Here is a 17,073-nt window from a genome sequence, read left to right as displayed (position 1 = left end):
AAAAACAAGAGGGTTTCCCCTCTTGTTACTTACATTGCTCAATTATATTTTGCAAAGTATACGAAATGGCTTGATGTGTTTCAAAGAATCGCTTACCTTTACCTTTATTTACAAAACATTGCAACACATTTGTCTGTAAATTATCGTACACTTGATCAATTTGCTGTACATGTATATACTTTGGTTTTTCTTCCTTAATCCATTTATAAGCTAATTCTTTCCACACTTTTAATTCCTCGTCTACCATATCTACAAATGGTTTCATATCCTTATAAAAATCGTACTCAATCATTTCTCTTTTTTTCACATTCGCTTCATTATTATACTGCATGAGTTTTTCTGAAGATTGTATTAATGCTTCATACTTCATTTTATTCCCACCTTATTATGCACTCACTACGACGTTTTGAAATGCCTTCACCCAATTCCCTTTTTCTTCGTGATGCACTAATTTATTTTCCATATGCTCAATATGCATTTCTGTTATTTCTATTTTATTGCATATTTTTTCACTCGTATCCTTCAATGCATGATTCATTCTAATCCCTATATTCATTTCCAGCAAATCGAGAGAACTTAACATTTGATCCATTGTTTTCATTACATCTTCCTTCTGAACCATCGCCATATACAAAACGCCCCCTTCTTTGCTTTTCCTTTGTCATGTAATTTCGCCGAATGACTCCTCACTCCTGCTCACATGACAAAACTAGTTGTTATTCGTCAAAGAAATCATTTTGTATGTCATTTATAGAAATGGTAACAATACAAAAAGGAGGTGTATGAAAATGGCAAAGAACAAAAACGAAAAAAAGAAAAAACAAAACAAACAAAATAAACCCGAGACTGGCAACCCTAAGTTAGATGGTCCAAACTTCCCTGCTACATAAAGTGAAACTTTAATCAGCAGGGGTTTTGTTCATCCCCACTGATTGTTAGCCTTCTCAATCGGGCTTTTACGGGCAGTTGATCCACACCTAAATTCTTTGCTTTCACTGAATTTTGAGACGTGGGTCTTACTGCCCGGCAAGTAGGGGGATAAAGTGAGACTTTAGCGCTTTTACAAAAAGCTAATTTCTGAAGCATCCTTAATCTCTTATATTCATTACGTTTTGAGATTAAATTTTTAGCATACACGGCAGGATTACTTCACATTAAGAAGTCCCGTCTTCATTTATGAAGATGGGACTTCTTTTTTATTATATCACGAACTCATCCATCCTTTTAACAAAACGATTTACGATAGAAGCAACATAGATTTGCTCCCTCTTTCTTTTATACCATTCTGTTATATCAACTTCACCCTTATACTCTTTCAGTAAAAACAACTCATTTATTTCCGTATCTCTACAAAACCAATCTCTCATACTTATTTCCTTATGTGCAACGACAGGATAAACCTCTCTAAGGGCTGGCGTACAAGATTTTCTAGCTTCTCTTACATAATATTCATAATCTGCTCTTGATCCTGTGTGTATAGTTTGCAATGCAAACCTATGGAATAAACTTTTATAATTCGGATGAAAAAGTAACTCCGCTAATTTCTGCCCTAGTTCTATACGCTTTTGTAACGTTTCAAATTGATAAACTGAAAAACCGTACATCCTCCCGTCGACAGTCGGAAAAATAACAGCACTAATATGCAGCATTTCTTGCAATTTAAAAAGTGCAGTATGGAATACATGTTTTTTAAAATATGTATTCTCAATAACTGGTTTTTGAATTTTATTTTGCTCATTTATAATAAGCGCTGTCATGAGCCTATTTATATCTTTTTTTTCCCAAAAATAAATCCATTCTTTTTCCATGAAAATTGATACGTTAAAATATTGTAACAAGTAGAATAGTGGTACCTGTCTCCTCTTACTTTCTTCATATAACAATAGCTGGGGAAATGCATCTAAAAAAATAATCCAATTCGCTTCTTCATAAGTCAGAAACAAATGTTTTTTTACTGTTTGAGGTAAAACAGTAGCATAATACCTCCCTTTTAAATCAGTCATATTCCATCCCGCATTTCTCGAGACCATACTTGCTAAAAAGGCCCACCTAATTTCACTGTTCCTTACATAATATTCTTGATAAGACTGTGTTCGAGAAATGTTGTCCATATTAGCCATTTCTATTTCCCTCTTAATGTTATAAACGATTGTTTTTTCTTCGTCTGTACAAACCATATTTTTACGATATTGTTTAATTTTTTCATAATCATTCCATGTAAACATGAATAAGTCATCATACCTTTCTTTAAAAAGGTCACATCTTTTTTCATTTTTTGTTATAATCACCTTTGTAAGTAATTCTTAGCAAGTTGGGAGTGGACACACTATGACCATTCGTTACCCAAATGGAAAACGGTACAATCAAGCTTCACACCCTCATAAAACACCAATTAAAAAACATACTTATAGTAATAGAGGTATGTCCCTTGAAGAGGAATTGAATGAAACAAATGAATATTACTTAACCCATAATATTGCATGCGTACATAAAAAACCTACACCTCTTCAAATTGTAAAAGTAGATTACCCCGCTCGAAGTGCTGCAGTGGTAAAAGAAGCGTATTTTAAACAACCTTCTACAACAGATTACAACGGTGTATATAAAGGGAAATACATCGATTTTGAAGCGAAAGAAACAAAAAATAAAACCAGCTTTCCACTTCAAAACTTCCACCTTCATCAAATTGAACATATGAAGCAAGTAATTGCTCATAATGGAATTGCATTTGTTATTATTAAATTTACACTTTTTGATGAACTTTATTTATTAGATGCAAAACATATTATTGCATTTTGGAATCGTCAAAATACTGGTGGAAGAAAATCAATTACGAAAGAAGAAATAGAAGAGCATGGATCTTTATTATCGTGCGGTTATCACCCTCGGATTGATTATATCCGTGTACTAGACACGGTTTATTTTTCGTGATAGAGTCATCACTAAGGCTCTTTTTTCGACTTTTGGGGAGAGAATGAAAGGTAGGAGAAAGTATAATGTCAGATAATTATCGTTCTCGTACAGAACGAAATCATGTAAAAAATCAAAAGCAAGAAACAAATACAGAGAAAAAACCAAAGAAAAAAGGCTCCTTTTTTAAAAAATTCCTTATAGGTTGTCTACTTCTTGGTATCGTTGGTCTTGTAGCTGGCGTTTCCGCTTTCTTTGTTATGGTGAAGGACGCTCCAAAATTAGACAAATCAAAACTTGTCAATCCTTTATCAACAAAGTTTCTTGATAAGAATGGGAATTTTTTCTATGAATACGGTGCTGAAAAACGAACCCACGTTACGTATGATCAAATTCCAAAAGTAGTTGAAAATGCATTCCTTGCAACTGAGGATTCGCGTTTCTATGATCATAATGGAATTGATTTTAAACGAACTACAAAAGCAGTTATGGAAAATGTCACTGGAGGATTCGGATCTCAAGGTGGTAGTACGATTACACAACAAGTAGTCAAAAACTATTTTCTAACGATGGACAAAACTGCAAAGAGAAAAGTGCAAGAATGGTACCTATCTTACAAATTAGAGCAACAATACTCTAAACATGAAATTTTAGAAATGTACTTAAATAAGATTAACTTAGGTAACCGTTCGTACGGTATTGCAACAGCAGCAAAAAAATATTATGACAAAGATTTAAAAGACTTACAGTTACATGAAGCTGCAATGCTTGCAGGTTTACCCCAAGGTCCTAATATTTATGATCCAACAAAACCAGATAACGTTGAACGAGCTACACAACGTCGTAACGTCGTATTATCATTAATGAATCGACATGGTTATATAACAAAAGATGAAATGAATAACGCAATTAAAATCCCTGTAACTGAAGGTCTTCAACCATCTTCAGAAGTAACAGAGATGAAGTATCAAGCATTTTTAGATGCTGTTGTAAAAGAAGTTGAAAAAGAATATCCGGATGTAAATATCGGTTCAGATGGTTTAACGATTCATACAACACTTGATCAAGATGCTCAAGATTATGCTGATAAAATTATGGATGGCAATCTTATTAAGTATCCGAACGATCAATTCCAAGGATCATTCGTATTTATGGATACACAATCTGGAGAAGTTCGAGCAATTGGAGCTGGGCGTAAAGGAAGTAAGTCTACTTTCAAAGGTCATAATATGGCCACTGATTTAAAACGCCAAGTTGGTTCAACAATGAAACCAATTTTCGACTACGGCCCAGCAATTGAGAATTTACAATGGTCTACATACCATCAATTAAATGACTCAGAGTATACGTATTCTAATGGTAAAAAAATACGAAATGCAACAAATAGTTACAAAGGTGACGTTTCACTACGTGAAGCTTTGAAAAAGTCATTAAACATCCCAGCTTTAAAAACAGCCCAAGCGGTTGGTATTCCTAAGTCTCAAGCGTTTGCTGAAGGATTGGGTATGACATTTAAAGACGGCAAAGCATATGAATCAACAGCAATTGGTAGTAACGATAGTTCTCCATTACAATTAGCGGGGGCATATGCAGCCTTTGGTAATGGTGGGAACTACAATAAACCGCACTTCGTAAAAGAAGTTATCTTCCCAGATGGGAAAAAGAAAAGTTTTAAACCGAAAGAACAACGTGCAATGCAAGACTACACAGCTTACATGGTGACTGACGTTCTTCGTGACGTCGTAAAACCTGGTTCTGGTGGTACAGGTCCAACAGCATACGTTTCAGGTATTGATGTTGCCGGTAAAACAGGAACACAAAACTTTGATGAAGACGTTATTAAAAAATATGGTATTCCAGCTGATGCAAACAGAGATAGCTGGTTCGCTGGATATACACCGCAATATACCATGACTGTTTGGACTGGTTACGAAAAAGATGGTCCAGAAAATTACATTGGCGATCGTTCTACTAGAATTGCACAACAAATGTTCCAAGTAATGATGAGTAAATTCGCTACAGATAAAACTCGTTTCGAACGCCCTTCTTCTGTACAAGAATTAAATGGTGAATTGTACGTAAAAGGTGCTAAGAAAGATGCAATTAAACAAATTAAAGTAGATGCACCTAGTGGTCTTAATGTCACTTTTGATGGCGCTAGCACAGTTACACTAAACTGGTCTGGACCAGCAGAAGTTGATGCGTATGCAGCAAGCTATAAAGCGACTGACGGTTCAAGTGGTAGTTTATCAATAAAAGGTACAACAGCTACTCTTGGTGGTATTAAACCAGGCGTTACTTACAGCTTCTCTGTAGTAGCGAAAAAAGGTACTGGAACAAGCCCTGCCGTTGGTGCATCCTTCACTGCGCCTGGCGGAACTCCAGACGCGAAGAAAGCCGAGGAAGAAGCTAAGAAGAAGGCTGAAGAAGAAGCTAAGAAAAAAGCTGATGAGGAAGCTCAGAAAAAAGCTAATGAAGATAAACTAAAACAAGAAGAAGCTCAGAAAAAGGCTGCTGAAGAACAGCGTAAACAACAAGAGCAACAACAAGAACAACAACGTAAACAACAAGAAGAGGCTCAAAAGAAAGCTGAAGAAGAAGCTAAGAAAAAAGCCGAAGAAGAAGCTAAGAAAAAAGCTGAAGAAGAGGCTGCTAGAAAAAAAGCTGAAGAAGAGGCTAAGAAACAACAAGAGCAGCAACAACAAAATACAGGTGAAGATACACCTCACGCAGACGGAAATGTTGTTACAACAGAGTCTTAATACAAAAAAAGAAGTCCTTTCTCTTAACGAGGAAAGGACTTCTTTTTTGTTATCATTTTCTTTACATATAGCTTTTCTATTTCAATATACAACTGTGCTAACTGAATATATGAATGATAATTATTCGGTTTCTTTATAATGAACGTATATCGCTCCATAAAATTAACTGGTTGTACTTCCAATTTACTCGTGTAATCTTCCATTTCGTTCAAACTATGAACAGGTTGCTCATTTAGCCAATATACAATTGATAACAAATGCGCTGCCAAAAGAATCATTGGGCCTTCAGCTTCTTGCTTATTTCTGTTTCGAAATAGTGTAGCAATGTCTTCATGCTCACTTTTCCATACATTCAATAGTGCTGGAATACTATTTTCAATTTCATTCCACGGCTCATATTGTCTTTCCATATCATATATAAAGTAAGTATTTTGTATGATTTCTTCAAAAGACTGTTCTGTATAATACGCAATCGAATTTATACTTTCTTTAAAAAATGGTAAGCACCGAAATTCTTTCGGTATTTCTATAACTCGCTCCATCCTTTATTTCCCCTTCATTCGCTTCTTTCCTTCACGACATACTTCTAGTAAGCGACACTCTTCACATTGTGGTCGTTGTGCTTTACAGTGATAACGTCCAAAGAAAATCATACGGTGATGTGTAACACTCCATTCATCCATCGGAATTTTCTTCATTAATGTCTTTTCTACTTCTAACACCGAATCTTTCCATCTACAAATCGCTAACCGTTTACTCACTCTCTCTACATGCGTATCAACAGCAATTGCCGGAATTCCATATGCTACCGAAACAACTACATTTGCTGTTTTTCTCCCTACTCCTGGTAATTTCGTCAGCTCGTCACGATCTTCTGGAACTTTTCCGTTATAATCATCCAGCAACATCTGGCACAATTTTTGAATGTTTTTCGCCTTATTTCTAAACAATCCAATGGAACGTATATCTTGTTGTAATTCTTCTAAAGACACGCTTAAATAATCTTCTGGTGTTTTATATTTTTGAAATAAATTTTTCGTCACTTTATTTACAAGTGCATCTGTACATTGTGCAGATAACGCCACCGCGATTACTAATTCAAACGGATTATCATGAATTAATTCACAATGTGCTTCTGGATACATATCCGCCATTGTGTCTAAACAATAGCGAATTTGCGTTTTATTTAACATATACTTCCTCCTGCATTACTGCTCCAACCAATTATAAAAAGGCACTTTCCCAGTAAATTTCGTCTCTTGTTTTGTCGTTTGCTGCGTTCTTTGTTGATTTGCTCTAAATTTCCGTCCTTGGTTTTGGGCTTGATCTACTGTTTTAATACCATTCTTTTTCCACTCAAATAAAATACGATCAATATATCGGAAATTAAGCTTACCACTCATTACAGCTTCCCTGAGGGCCGCTTGAATTAAATTCGGATGATGTTGATCTTGATCTTCCCACATACCCAACGTTTCACATTCAAACGGAGAAAGTGGTCTTCCAAATTCTTTTTCAAATACTGTATATAAATTTACTTGCAGTTGTTTTATTTCTTTTTGTTCTTCCTCTATTGATTCGTTCATTAAGAAATGCAATATTTTTTCCCATAGCGGTTGTAAAGAATAACTTTCACACATCATCGCTTCTGATTTTTGTCCACCTTCTAGTGATAAAAAACCTTTTTGAATCAATGTCTGAATTACTTCCATACATTTCATTTCAGTAATCGTCATCCGTTCTGAAATCTCTGACGGAGTCGGAAACGAATTGCCCGATTCTAAAAATGTGTGTACATGAAGTACAACCATAAATTCCATTTCATTTAACCCTAATTTTTTATAATGCATCATAAGTAATTTTGGAATTGCAATGCTTCCCTGCTCAAACCACTGTAACATCATTTTCTTTTTCATCACCAAACACCTCGCTCTCTAGTATAACACACCTTTCGCTATTTCTTTTTGCCACAATTCGTCAAAAAAACCTTCCTATTATGTAGGAAGGTTTTTTGTATTGCGTTAATAAAATATACAATTAAGCTTGCACTTTACTTTTCATAAACGTATGAATGCGTTCTAATGCTTTCTCTACTTGTTCAAGAGATGTCGCATATGATAAACGAACGTTATTTGGAGCACCAAATCCTGTACCTGGTACAAGAGCCACTTTTTCCTCTTCTAATAGAGCTTTTGCCCAATCATCCACAGTTTCGTATCCTGATAAAGCTACAGCTTCTTTTACATTAGGGAATAAGTAAAATGCACCTTGTGGTTTAATGCAAGTAAAGCCAGGGATTTGAATTAATTTATCATAAATAATGTTTAATCTTTCTTCAAATGCTTGACGCATTGTTTCTACAGGTTGTTGTGAGCCTGCGTATGCTGCAATTGCACCGTATTGAGCGATTGACGTAGGGTTTGACGTACTATGACTCGCTAAGTTCGTCATCGCTTTAATAAGCTGCTTATTTCCTGCTGCATATCCAATACGCCATCCTGTCATAGAATGAGATTTAGATACACCATTAATAATAAGTGTTTGTTCTTTTAATGCATTAGAAAGCTGGGCAATCGAAGTATATTCTGCTCCACCATAAATTAACTTTTCATAAATTTCATCTGAAACGATTAAAATATCGTGTTCTAAACATATTTCTCCAAGCTGTTGTAATTCCTCTTTGCTATAAATCATTCCTGTTGGATTGCTCGGTGAATTAATAATAACTGCTTTCGTTTTCTCTGTAATTGCCTCACGCAGCTGCTTCGCTGTAATTTTGTACTCATTGTCTTCCAGGCCTTCTACGTAAACTGGCTTACCTTCAGCAAGCTTTACTTGCTCAGGATAACTTACCCAATAAGGAGTTGGGATGATAACTTCATCTCCTTCATCAAGCAACACTTGGAATAATGTATATAATGCATGCTTTGCACCGTTACATACAATAATTTCAGATGGATCATACGCAATTCCTTGATCACGTGTAAACTTCTTCACAATTTCTTGTTTTAACGCTTGTAATCCACCTGTTGGTGTATACTTCGTATGTCCTTCTAACATCGCTTTATGTGCAGCATCCATAATATGTTCTGGCGTATTAAAGTCAGGTTCTCCTGCCCCTAATCCAATTACATCATGACCTTCTGCTTTTAATGCTTGTGCCTTTGCTGTAATTTCTAAAGTTGCAGATGGTGTTAAAGCAGCTACTCGCTTTGCTAATTTCATTTGTAGTTCCCCCTACATCTATTTTTCAATGCTGTAGTGACCAGCATAAGCCCCATTTTGAAACTCTAAATAATAATACGTATAACGATCTTCCTGATCAATATATGTAATTTCCCACAACGGAATATCGTTTTGAGCACCTAATTTTACTTTTATAATTTCTTTTGGCTTTGGCTTCGGCTCATCGCCTTTTCCTGTAGCTTGTTCAGCCAACTTTTGCAAAGCTTCTTTTTCAGGAATACCTTCACTCTTTTTCTTCACAAGGACATTCCCTTTTTTATTAGGCACCCAAACAATAATTTGTTCTCCTTTTTCGTCTACACCTTGTACGACTGTATATGAAGAATTTCCGTTATAATAATCTACAGATTTTACTTTTGTAAGCTTTGCCTTTTCTTTTGCAATTTCTACAGATTTTTCCTCTTTATGGATTTTCTTTTCCATTGCTTTATTATAAACATACGCCCCATATATTCCGCTAGCAACGATTACGATAACGATTGCAAAGATCCACTTTTTCATTGTATCACTACGTTCTGTAAATCGTAAATACAGCTGTTTCTTTATCTTTTTCGTCTAATGCTAATCCGAACATGAGGTCCTGCTCTTTTAACGTACGATTCAAACTATCAACGATTTTATACAAGTCAGACGAATATTTAAGACGCGTCGTTGATAGGACTTCGATTTTCTTATCCATGAAAAAACTCCTCCGTTACACAAAAATTTCTAATTATAGAAGAACGCAATACGGTTACAATAAGAGTACATTCTTTACAACCCCTGCTTCATCACCCATCTATTATAGCAGGACATGTACTGCAAAAAAAGGTTTCAAGTCGAAAACCAATACATTTTGTATACAAGAAGTAAGAAAAATAAAATTCCTCCTACCCACATTTTTTACGCCTGAAGCTTAAATGTACTTCAGGCGTATTTTTCTTCCAATTTTATTTATTTGGCCGTTCCTTTAATTGTTCTAATAATTCTTCTAAAGGGCCTTCATAAAGCGGAACAGTTGGGATTGATTGTAAAAAACGTTTTCCATAAGAAGCGCTTGTCAAACGACGGTCTAATACAAATACTGTTCCGGTATCTGTACTTGTTCTAATTAGACGACCAAATCCTTGTTTGAAACGCAAGATTGCTTGCGGGAGTGCTAACTTAGCGAATACGTCCTCTCCTTGATTTTGTAACCACTCTCCTTTTGCTTCCATCATCGGTTGATGAGGAGGTGTAAAGGGAAGTCGTACAATAACAAGACAACTAAGGGCATCTCCAGGTATATCTATCCCTTCCCAAAAACTACTTGTTCCTAACAAAATCGATTTGTCGAACTCTTGAAATTTACGAATGAGACGACTTCGGCTCTTATTATTCACACTTTGCGTTAATAATAAATACCCCTCTAATTCCTCATCATTTTTCAAATTCGTATACGCTTCTTTCAACATCTCATAAGAAGTGAATAAAACAAGCATTCTACCTTTTGTAGCTTTCGCTATTTTTGCAATATGTGCCGACACGGATTCAATATATTCTTCATTACTTGCTTGCTTAATAAAAGGCACATCTGTTGAAACCATTAATTTCATCTGTTCTTCAAAACGGAATGGTGACGGAACCTGTAATGTATTGGGAGCAAAATCATGTAAACCTAGCTCTTCTTTTATATAGTCAAATGAATCATTTACTGTTAACGTTGCTGATGTGAAAATAACACTCTTTTTCTGTGTTAAAAATTCATCCGCAAGCCTTTCACCAATATGAACAGGCTGTGCATATAAAACGGTTGAATGAATTGTCCCCTTCGTTTCAGTCTCCATCCATGTCACGTATGAATTTTTTTCTAAAATGAGTAATTGTAAAGATTGTTCCATCTTTCTCAACAACTCAATTAAATGCATAAATTCACCTGTAACAACATGCATCTCCCATTCTAATTTACTTTGCAATATATCAACTTGCTTCTCAAGTGTAGTTAATAATTTTCTTACATCGTATACAAAACGATTTGTTAACTCGGTAATGCTATCCCATAACTTACCTTTCTCTACTTCCGTGTTATATCGATAAATGAGTGGCATATTGCTTATCCCTTGTTCCTGCTTTGTTTGTTTAAAGATGAAAGCACGTAACATTTGGAATAGCTCATCCGCATCAAATTTCAATTCCTTCAAACTATGACTCACCATACGGAAAGTCGAACGAGAGGCTTGCTCTGATTTTTTCATCATTTTATATACTTTAGAAAGTACATCATCTGTTTCTAGCGTACCAAGACGAGATAAAACTAATTGAAAATACATACAGGAGAACTGTTCACCTAATGTTCTACTCGCCGCTTCCTCGATATGATGAGCTTCATCAAAAATAATATGTTCACATGAAGCAAATAGTGGTTCTTCGCTTGAAAAATCTTGAAATAATAACGCATGATTTGTAATAACGATATCTGCAAATAATGCTTTATTCTTTGCTCGTTGATAAAAACAACGGCTATACCAGTTGCTTTGCATCCCGCCTGGACTATGTACATCACTACAAATACGGTTCCAAAGTAACTTTCCGCCCTCAGGAATATTTAATTCATCACGATCGCCAGTTTCTGTTTGCAATAACCACACTAAAATTTTTGCCTTTGTGAGCGCCATATCATAATTTTTCTCTTCCTCTTGCAAAGCATATTCAAATTTATGTAGACAAAGATAATGCTTTCTTCCTTTCAAAAGAGCTACTTCAAATGAAAATGGCATTATTTTCTGTAATATTGGAATTTCTTTTTCTAATATTTGTTGTTGCAGTTGTACTGTTTGGGTACTTATGATGACAGGTTCTTCTTTTTTCGTTGCAAAATAAATACTTGGAAGTAAATATGCAAGAGTCTTCCCTGTTCCTGTTCCTGCTTCAATTAGTGAAAACCTAGAATCTCTTAGTGCTGTATATATTTCCTTCATCATAATCTGTTGGCTTTCTCTTTTTTCAAACTTTGGCATATTCAATTCAAGTTTATCGATTGCCTTATGCAAGAAAGCATCAAATTTAGATGAACATGTTTCACTGAGATTTAAAGCATAATTTCGTTTTCGAAGCGCAATATTTCGATATACTTCATACCCCTCTGCCGCTTTTCTACCATGCATCATTTTCTTTAAAATATTTTCAGAAAGTAAATCCGCTATATCACTTTGAAAAACATCGCTCAATTCATAAAGCGATTGCAAGGTGACAAGTGGCAAATTTTCAATTTCATTTAAAAATTGTAAAAATAATTCCGCTGTTGCAAGAGCATCACTATCCGCACGATGCGGTTGATCGTGCTCTAATTCATGTTGTTTAGCTAAATCACGTAATTTATAACTATCAGCCGTCGGCAAAAGAATTTGCGCCAACTCAACTGTATCAACTTTCGGACAATGTACTTCTGTATATCCAGCACGCCTTAATTCTTCTGTTAAAAAATTCCAATCAAAGTGAACGTTATGTGCAACGAAAACTGCACCTTGCAATAGTTCAACAACCATCGGGGCTACATCTTGAAATAACGGGGCTTGCTTAACCATACTCTCATCAATCCCTGTTAATTCTGTAATAAATGGCGGAATCTCTCTCTTCGGATTAATAAAAGATGAAAAAATCTCTAGTATCTCTCCATCTTCCACTACAACAGCTGCGATTTGGGTAATTTTATCCTTCCCGTCCTTCCAGGAGTTCCCTGTCGTCTCTAAATCCACAACGACATAACGTTTACTCATATATGTAACACCTCAATTTCTTACCTATCAAACACAAAATTATATAATGTTACTATACCACGTTTTATCTCATCTTAATGAAAAGATGCACAAAAAAGCTATCTCCGTAATAGAGATAGCCTTCTTACTTATAATATCGTACCCGCTTTTTCAGCGCCTAACATTTGGATAATTTGATTATCATCGTCTAATACTGCAATTTTCGGCTCTTGGTTATGAATATTTTCTTCTGCCACTAAACCGTAGCAAATAATAATAACTTTATCCCCTGGCTGTACAAGCCTTGCAGCTGCACCATTTAAACAAACAACACCGCTACCGCGTTCTCCTTTAATAACATATGTCTCTAAGCGCGCACCATTATTGTTATTTACAATTTGTACTTTTTCATTTTCTACAATATTTACTGCATCCATTAAATCTTCATCAATTGTAATACTACCTACATAATTTAAATTTGCTTCTGTTACCGTAGCGCGATGTAACTTCGCTCTCATCATTGTGCGAAACATAGATGCTCCCCCTTATTTAACCGTTAATGTTATATTGTCAATTAATCGTACATTCTCAAATTTAACTGCAATTGCTAAAATCATTCGTCCTTCAATTTTATCTATTACTTGTAGTGAAGGATAGGCATATAAATCAGCATAATCTACAGTGCCTTTCGTATACGTCTCAATATACTCTTTCACAAGAGTTGTAATGATTTCTGCATTACGTTCGCCTGCTTCAATTCTTTCTTTCGCTTTACATAGACTGCGGTATAAATGAGGAGCCTCTTCACGCTCTTCTTGTGATAAATACACGTTACGAGAACTTTTCGCTAATCCATCTACTTCCCTTACAATATCCACTGGTACGATCGTAACCGGAATATTAAAATCAGCGACAAATCCTTCAATGACAGCAACTTGCTGTGCATCTTTCATACCAAAATAAGCACGCGTTGGCAATGTAATATTAAATAGTTTCATTAGTACAGTCGCAACTCCAGCGAAATGACCAGGTCTTTGTTTGCCACATAATACATCGGTACGCTTCACAACTGCTACTGTTGTCGTTTGTTCTGCTGGATACATTTCTTCTACGCTCGGATAAAATAAATAATCTACACCGTTTTCTTTTGCTACATTTTCATCTCTATCAATATCACGAGGGTATCGATCTAAATCTTCATTCGGCCCAAACTGTAGCGGATTGACAAACACGCTTAAAACCACAATTTCATTTTCTTCTCTTGCCTTACGTAATAAAGTCGCATGACCTTCATGTAAATACCCCATCGTTGGAACAAAACCAATACTTTTTCCACTTATACGAAGTTCGTTTGTAATTTGCTGCATCTCTTGCACTGTAGTTACGATTTTCATTATTGTTTTCCTCCGTATAACGCTAAGCATTCTTCCTCTTTCATTGTGAACGAATGTTTTTCTTCTGGAAATTGTCCTGTCTTTACTTCAGTAACGTATTGTGAAATCCCTCGCACAATCTCCTCTTGAACAGACGTATATTGCTTCACAAATTTCGGAACACGATTTACGCCGTATGAGATAAGATCATGATAGACAAGTACTTGCCCATCTACTTTTTTCCCTGCTCCAATTCCAATCGTCGGAATTGTTAGTTGCTTCGAAATTAATTCCGCTAACTGCATTGGCACACATTCTAACACAAGCGCTATCGCACCAGCTTCCTCACATCTCTTCGCATCTTCTATTAATTTTTTTGCACTTTCAGCATCTTTTCCTTGTACTTTATACCCACCTAGTACTCCTACAGATTGAGGAGTTAAGCCTAAGTGTGCCACGACAGGAATTCCCGCATTCGTCAAGTAATGAATAGTTGAGACCACTTCCCCTGCACCTTCTACCTTCAGTGCATGAGCACCACTCTCTTGAACAATGCGGCGTGCATTCACCATCGTATCTTGAGGCGACACATGATACGACATAAATGGCATATCAGTTACAATAAACGTCTCTTTCGCTCCTCGGCGTACAGCTTTCGTATGATGAATCATATCCTCTACTGTTACAGGTACTGTTGAATCGTAGCCGAGCACAACCATCCCAAGGGAATCTCCAACTAGAATCATATCAACTTCAGCTTCTTCTGCTAACTTAGCAGATGGATAATCATACGCCGTTAGCATCGTAATCGGCTCACCTTGCTCTTTCATCTTCAAAAAATCTGTTTTTGTTTTCAAAAACTACTCCTCCTTTATACAGGAGAGAGGAGATGGCCGAAATCATATAAAAAACCCCTCTGGCCATAAAAGGGCAGAAGGGTTGTGTGTTAGTCGGCATTATTCATCCCTCTGTCCCAGTCCGTTATTGGATCAAGGCAGAATCCAAGTTATTATTTTTCGTATTGCTTCGAATCATGGTGCAGTTCGCTCTGATACTGCCCACATTCGAACTAATTATAGCAAACTCCAAAAAGGAATTACTATATTTTTTTGAAAAAATATTTTTTTATCCTCATTACGGTATGTGAAATTTCCATAACTAACGCACCCATAGAAAGGATAAATAGCTTTGTTTACATGCATTGTATAACTCGTAAACTAATGATGCAGGTTACTCGTACATATGAATTAATATGTCGGTACCACCTTCTTAAAGGCATGGAAGGCAAAGTAATAGTCAAGTCAACTCCCCCCACTGAGATGAAACGTTTCAGTGGGGGCTTGAGTTAGAACGCTAGGTCTTTTCATCTATAGCTAGACAGTTGACGCTCTAGAATTCATGCCGCCTTACGGTAACACCCCAAGTATGTTTTTGGTTGGTACTAGAAACAAACAATCATTTCCCCACTTGCACCACCCTTTCGAAAAAGAGCAATTCTTCCTTATGGAAGAAGCCACCACTCAGATGAATCCGGCGTGTGCTACAAGCCCCGACAAGTCGAGTACACATGGATGGTTGACGCACCCACTAAGCTATGCACGAAGCAACAGCCTTACGTTTTTGCACTTCTAATAGAATCGGCGTTTTCATTTTGAGATTGTCATCCAATTCTATAACTCTTGATTTTTGCAATGTATTCAATGCACCATTAATATCAGCGTGAATACATTGTCCTGATTTACTTCGATACAGACCACGAGTGATCCGTTTACCACTAAAACAATAATGAGTTCTATCATCCTTAGACCAAACAGGAATCCTATCTTTGTCTAGGAAACTGGCTTTTGAAGTATAACTTTCTTCTTGTTTTAAAAATCGTATACCTTCTTTTACACACTTATTCTCAATTGCTGCAAGCAGTTTATGAAATGGGATTTGAACAAATGTTTGATTATTCTTTTTTCCCATATCAGATTTTTGTTTCCAACCAGCGTTATACCCTACGACAACTGTATCTATGTTACATGCTTTCACTTTTTTGAACAACAAGCCTACAGTTTGTGAAATGTAACCATTTATTTGTCTTTCCCTTTTATGCCAAAGTGCAGCCATTTTGTTCGTTACAACACGTTTGGAAAGTCCATTTTTCACATTTTTCTGTTGGAGATTACGTATCATTTTGTTGAAGTACTGGTTAATGGATTTTAGCTTTTTTCCATCAATTAAAAATGCATCACCTGTATTTGTTACGCAACTTAATAATCTATCTACACCTAAATCGCAACTCAAAGCGTTACTCGTAGTCGTGGATGGTTTCTTCATTTGAGAAACGTGCATCTCATATGTGTAATGCACCTCAAAGAACCGACCTTTTTGCTTCGGTACAATCTCAATGTAGGAGATTTTTTTATTTCTTAAATTTTTAGGCATACGTATTTTAATAGAACCAAATTTTTTTCTGAATGCAACATTCATCGGAATCATCCAATACCCGTTATCATCCACTTTTGGAACTTGATAGATTTCAATAATTCGTTTGTCAGTTGAACGAGAATAATTCGGAAACTTAGGACGGCCTGTGAATGTTTCAGGTTTTTTCTTCCACTGTTCCCATGCTTTAAAAAAGCTCTTCACTTCTGTAAATAAGGCTCTACGAATCGCTTGAACAGAGTTTGATTGAATGCCCCAGTAGTTCATATCGGCTTGCATAGCAGTATCCACTTCTTTTACAGTAGCTATTTTATTATGGTTCAAATAACTTTTTTTAATCGTGTACAGTCCAACATTTCGCAATGCTTTTGAACTATGTGACATGCGTTGCAGTAAGCGGAATTCTTTAGCCGTAAGGCAAGCTCGTCCGATATTCTGTTTCTGAGTGAACCGTTGCATGTTTTCTCTTTTCTTTTGTTTACGTAATACTTTCACTGCTTTCTTTCTAGCCATTGATTTCACCACCTTTCTTAGAGAGTTCATTAAAATTATTTCGTTCCAAATCAATATTTGGAACGAAATAGAACAAAATGTGAACATGTTCTTCATTGTAATTCCTTTTGGCTCAAGTAATTAAAC

Annotated in this window: 17 protein-coding genes; 3 read left to right on the top strand and 14 right to left on the bottom strand. The window is 35.9% G+C overall.

Annotated elements, in window-relative coordinates; genetic code table 11:
- Positions 1–25: 25 nt before the first annotated feature.
- The gene (locus tag AC3WTA_RS15400) at positions 26–370 is read right to left on the bottom strand and encodes a YppE family protein (RefSeq protein WP_000872967.1); all 345 of its coding nucleotides are present in this window, start codon (positions 368–370) and stop codon (positions 26–28) included.
- Between the two features lie 15 nt (positions 371–385).
- Positions 386–628 carry a hypothetical protein gene (locus AC3WTA_RS15395; RefSeq protein ID WP_001252042.1) on the bottom strand — a complete coding sequence of 81 codons (243 nt, stop codon included), beginning with the start codon at positions 626–628 and terminating at the stop codon, positions 386–388.
- Between the two features lie 85 nt (positions 629–713).
- On the opposite strand from AC3WTA_RS15395, the gene AC3WTA_RS15390 reads away from it, so the two are divergent.
- A complete protein-coding gene (locus AC3WTA_RS15390; RefSeq protein ID WP_001982922.1) occupies positions 714–890 on the top strand; it encodes a hypothetical protein in 177 nt (58 codons plus the stop codon).
- Positions 891–1,199: 309 nt separating this feature from the next.
- Here AC3WTA_RS15390 and AC3WTA_RS15385 read toward each other — a convergent pair whose 3' ends face one another.
- Positions 1,200–2,225 (bottom strand): DUF2515 domain-containing protein, encoded by a 1,026-nt coding sequence (locus tag AC3WTA_RS15385; RefSeq protein ID WP_002096758.1) that lies wholly within the window; start codon positions 2,223–2,225, stop codon positions 1,200–1,202.
- Positions 2,226–2,328: 103 nt separating this feature from the next.
- Between AC3WTA_RS15385 and recU the strand changes: the two genes are divergently transcribed.
- Both recU and AC3WTA_RS15375 read left to right on the top strand, forming a co-directional pair.
- A complete protein-coding gene (gene recU / locus AC3WTA_RS15380; RefSeq protein WP_000155586.1) occupies positions 2,329–2,931 on the top strand; it encodes a Holliday junction resolvase RecU in 603 nt (200 codons plus the stop codon).
- Between the two features lie 65 nt (positions 2,932–2,996).
- On the top strand, positions 2,997–5,672 hold the full coding sequence (locus tag AC3WTA_RS15375; protein ID WP_001283136.1) for a PBP1A family penicillin-binding protein: 2,676 nt from the start codon (positions 2,997–2,999) through the stop codon (positions 5,670–5,672).
- A 23-nt stretch (positions 5,673–5,695) separates the two neighbouring features.
- Here the strand turns inward: AC3WTA_RS15375 and AC3WTA_RS15370 are convergent, their stop codons facing one another.
- The 11 genes from AC3WTA_RS15370 to AC3WTA_RS15320 all read right to left on the bottom strand — a co-directional run bounded on the left by AC3WTA_RS15370 (position 5,696) and on the right by AC3WTA_RS15320 (position 16,947).
- Positions 5,696–6,214, bottom strand: a complete 519-nt coding sequence (locus AC3WTA_RS15370; RefSeq protein ID WP_000442664.1) for a YpoC family protein — start codon at positions 6,212–6,214, stop codon at positions 5,696–5,698.
- A 3-nt stretch (positions 6,215–6,217) separates the two neighbouring features.
- Positions 6,218–6,865, bottom strand: coding sequence for an endonuclease III (gene nth / locus AC3WTA_RS15365; RefSeq protein ID WP_000933019.1), 648 nt, complete (start codon positions 6,863–6,865; stop codon positions 6,218–6,220).
- Positions 6,866–6,880: 15 nt separating this feature from the next.
- Positions 6,881–7,588, bottom strand: a complete 708-nt coding sequence (gene dnaD, locus AC3WTA_RS15360; protein ID WP_000728534.1) for a DNA replication protein DnaD — start codon at positions 7,586–7,588, stop codon at positions 6,881–6,883.
- A 121-nt stretch (positions 7,589–7,709) separates the two neighbouring features.
- Positions 7,710–8,897 (bottom strand): aspartate transaminase AspB, encoded by a 1,188-nt coding sequence (gene aspB, locus AC3WTA_RS15355; RefSeq protein ID WP_078183453.1) that lies wholly within the window; start codon positions 8,895–8,897, stop codon positions 7,710–7,712.
- Positions 8,898–8,915: 18 nt separating this feature from the next.
- Positions 8,916–9,419: a cell wall elongation regulator TseB-like domain-containing protein gene (locus AC3WTA_RS15350; protein WP_000758745.1), complete on the bottom strand. Its 504-nt coding sequence runs from the start codon at positions 9,417–9,419 to the stop codon at positions 8,916–8,918.
- Between the two features lie 7 nt (positions 9,420–9,426).
- Positions 9,427–9,597, bottom strand: a complete 171-nt coding sequence (locus AC3WTA_RS15345; protein ID WP_000358354.1) for a YpmA family protein — start codon at positions 9,595–9,597, stop codon at positions 9,427–9,429.
- Between the two features lie 250 nt (positions 9,598–9,847).
- On the bottom strand, positions 9,848–12,652 hold the full coding sequence (dinG, locus tag AC3WTA_RS15340) for an ATP-dependent DNA helicase DinG (RefSeq protein ID WP_000044947.1): 2,805 nt from the start codon (positions 12,650–12,652) through the stop codon (positions 9,848–9,850).
- Positions 12,653–12,780: 128 nt separating this feature from the next.
- Positions 12,781–13,164: an aspartate 1-decarboxylase gene (gene panD, locus AC3WTA_RS15335; RefSeq protein WP_000490178.1), complete on the bottom strand. Its 384-nt coding sequence runs from the start codon at positions 13,162–13,164 to the stop codon at positions 12,781–12,783.
- A gap of 12 nt (positions 13,165–13,176) precedes the next feature.
- Complete coding sequence (gene panC, locus AC3WTA_RS15330) at positions 13,177–14,025, bottom strand: pantoate--beta-alanine ligase (RefSeq protein WP_000707017.1); 849 nt, start codon at positions 14,023–14,025, stop codon at positions 13,177–13,179.
- Positions 14,025–14,861 (bottom strand): 3-methyl-2-oxobutanoate hydroxymethyltransferase, encoded by an 837-nt coding sequence (gene panB / locus AC3WTA_RS15325; protein WP_000853116.1) that lies wholly within the window; start codon positions 14,859–14,861, stop codon positions 14,025–14,027. The genes panC and panB overlap by 1 nt, the downstream gene beginning before the upstream one ends.
- A gap of 730 nt (positions 14,862–15,591) precedes the next feature.
- On the bottom strand, positions 15,592–16,947 hold the full coding sequence (locus AC3WTA_RS15320; protein ID WP_000101440.1) for an RNA-guided endonuclease TnpB family protein: 1,356 nt from the start codon (positions 16,945–16,947) through the stop codon (positions 15,592–15,594).
- Between the last annotated feature and the right edge of the window lie 126 nt (positions 16,948–17,073).

Source organism: Bacillus sp. EB106-07-01-XG149 (genome assembly GCF_058791555.1).
The sequence above is the reverse complement of the archived record's forward strand: the minus strand, read 5'-3'. Positions and strand labels throughout refer to the sequence as shown.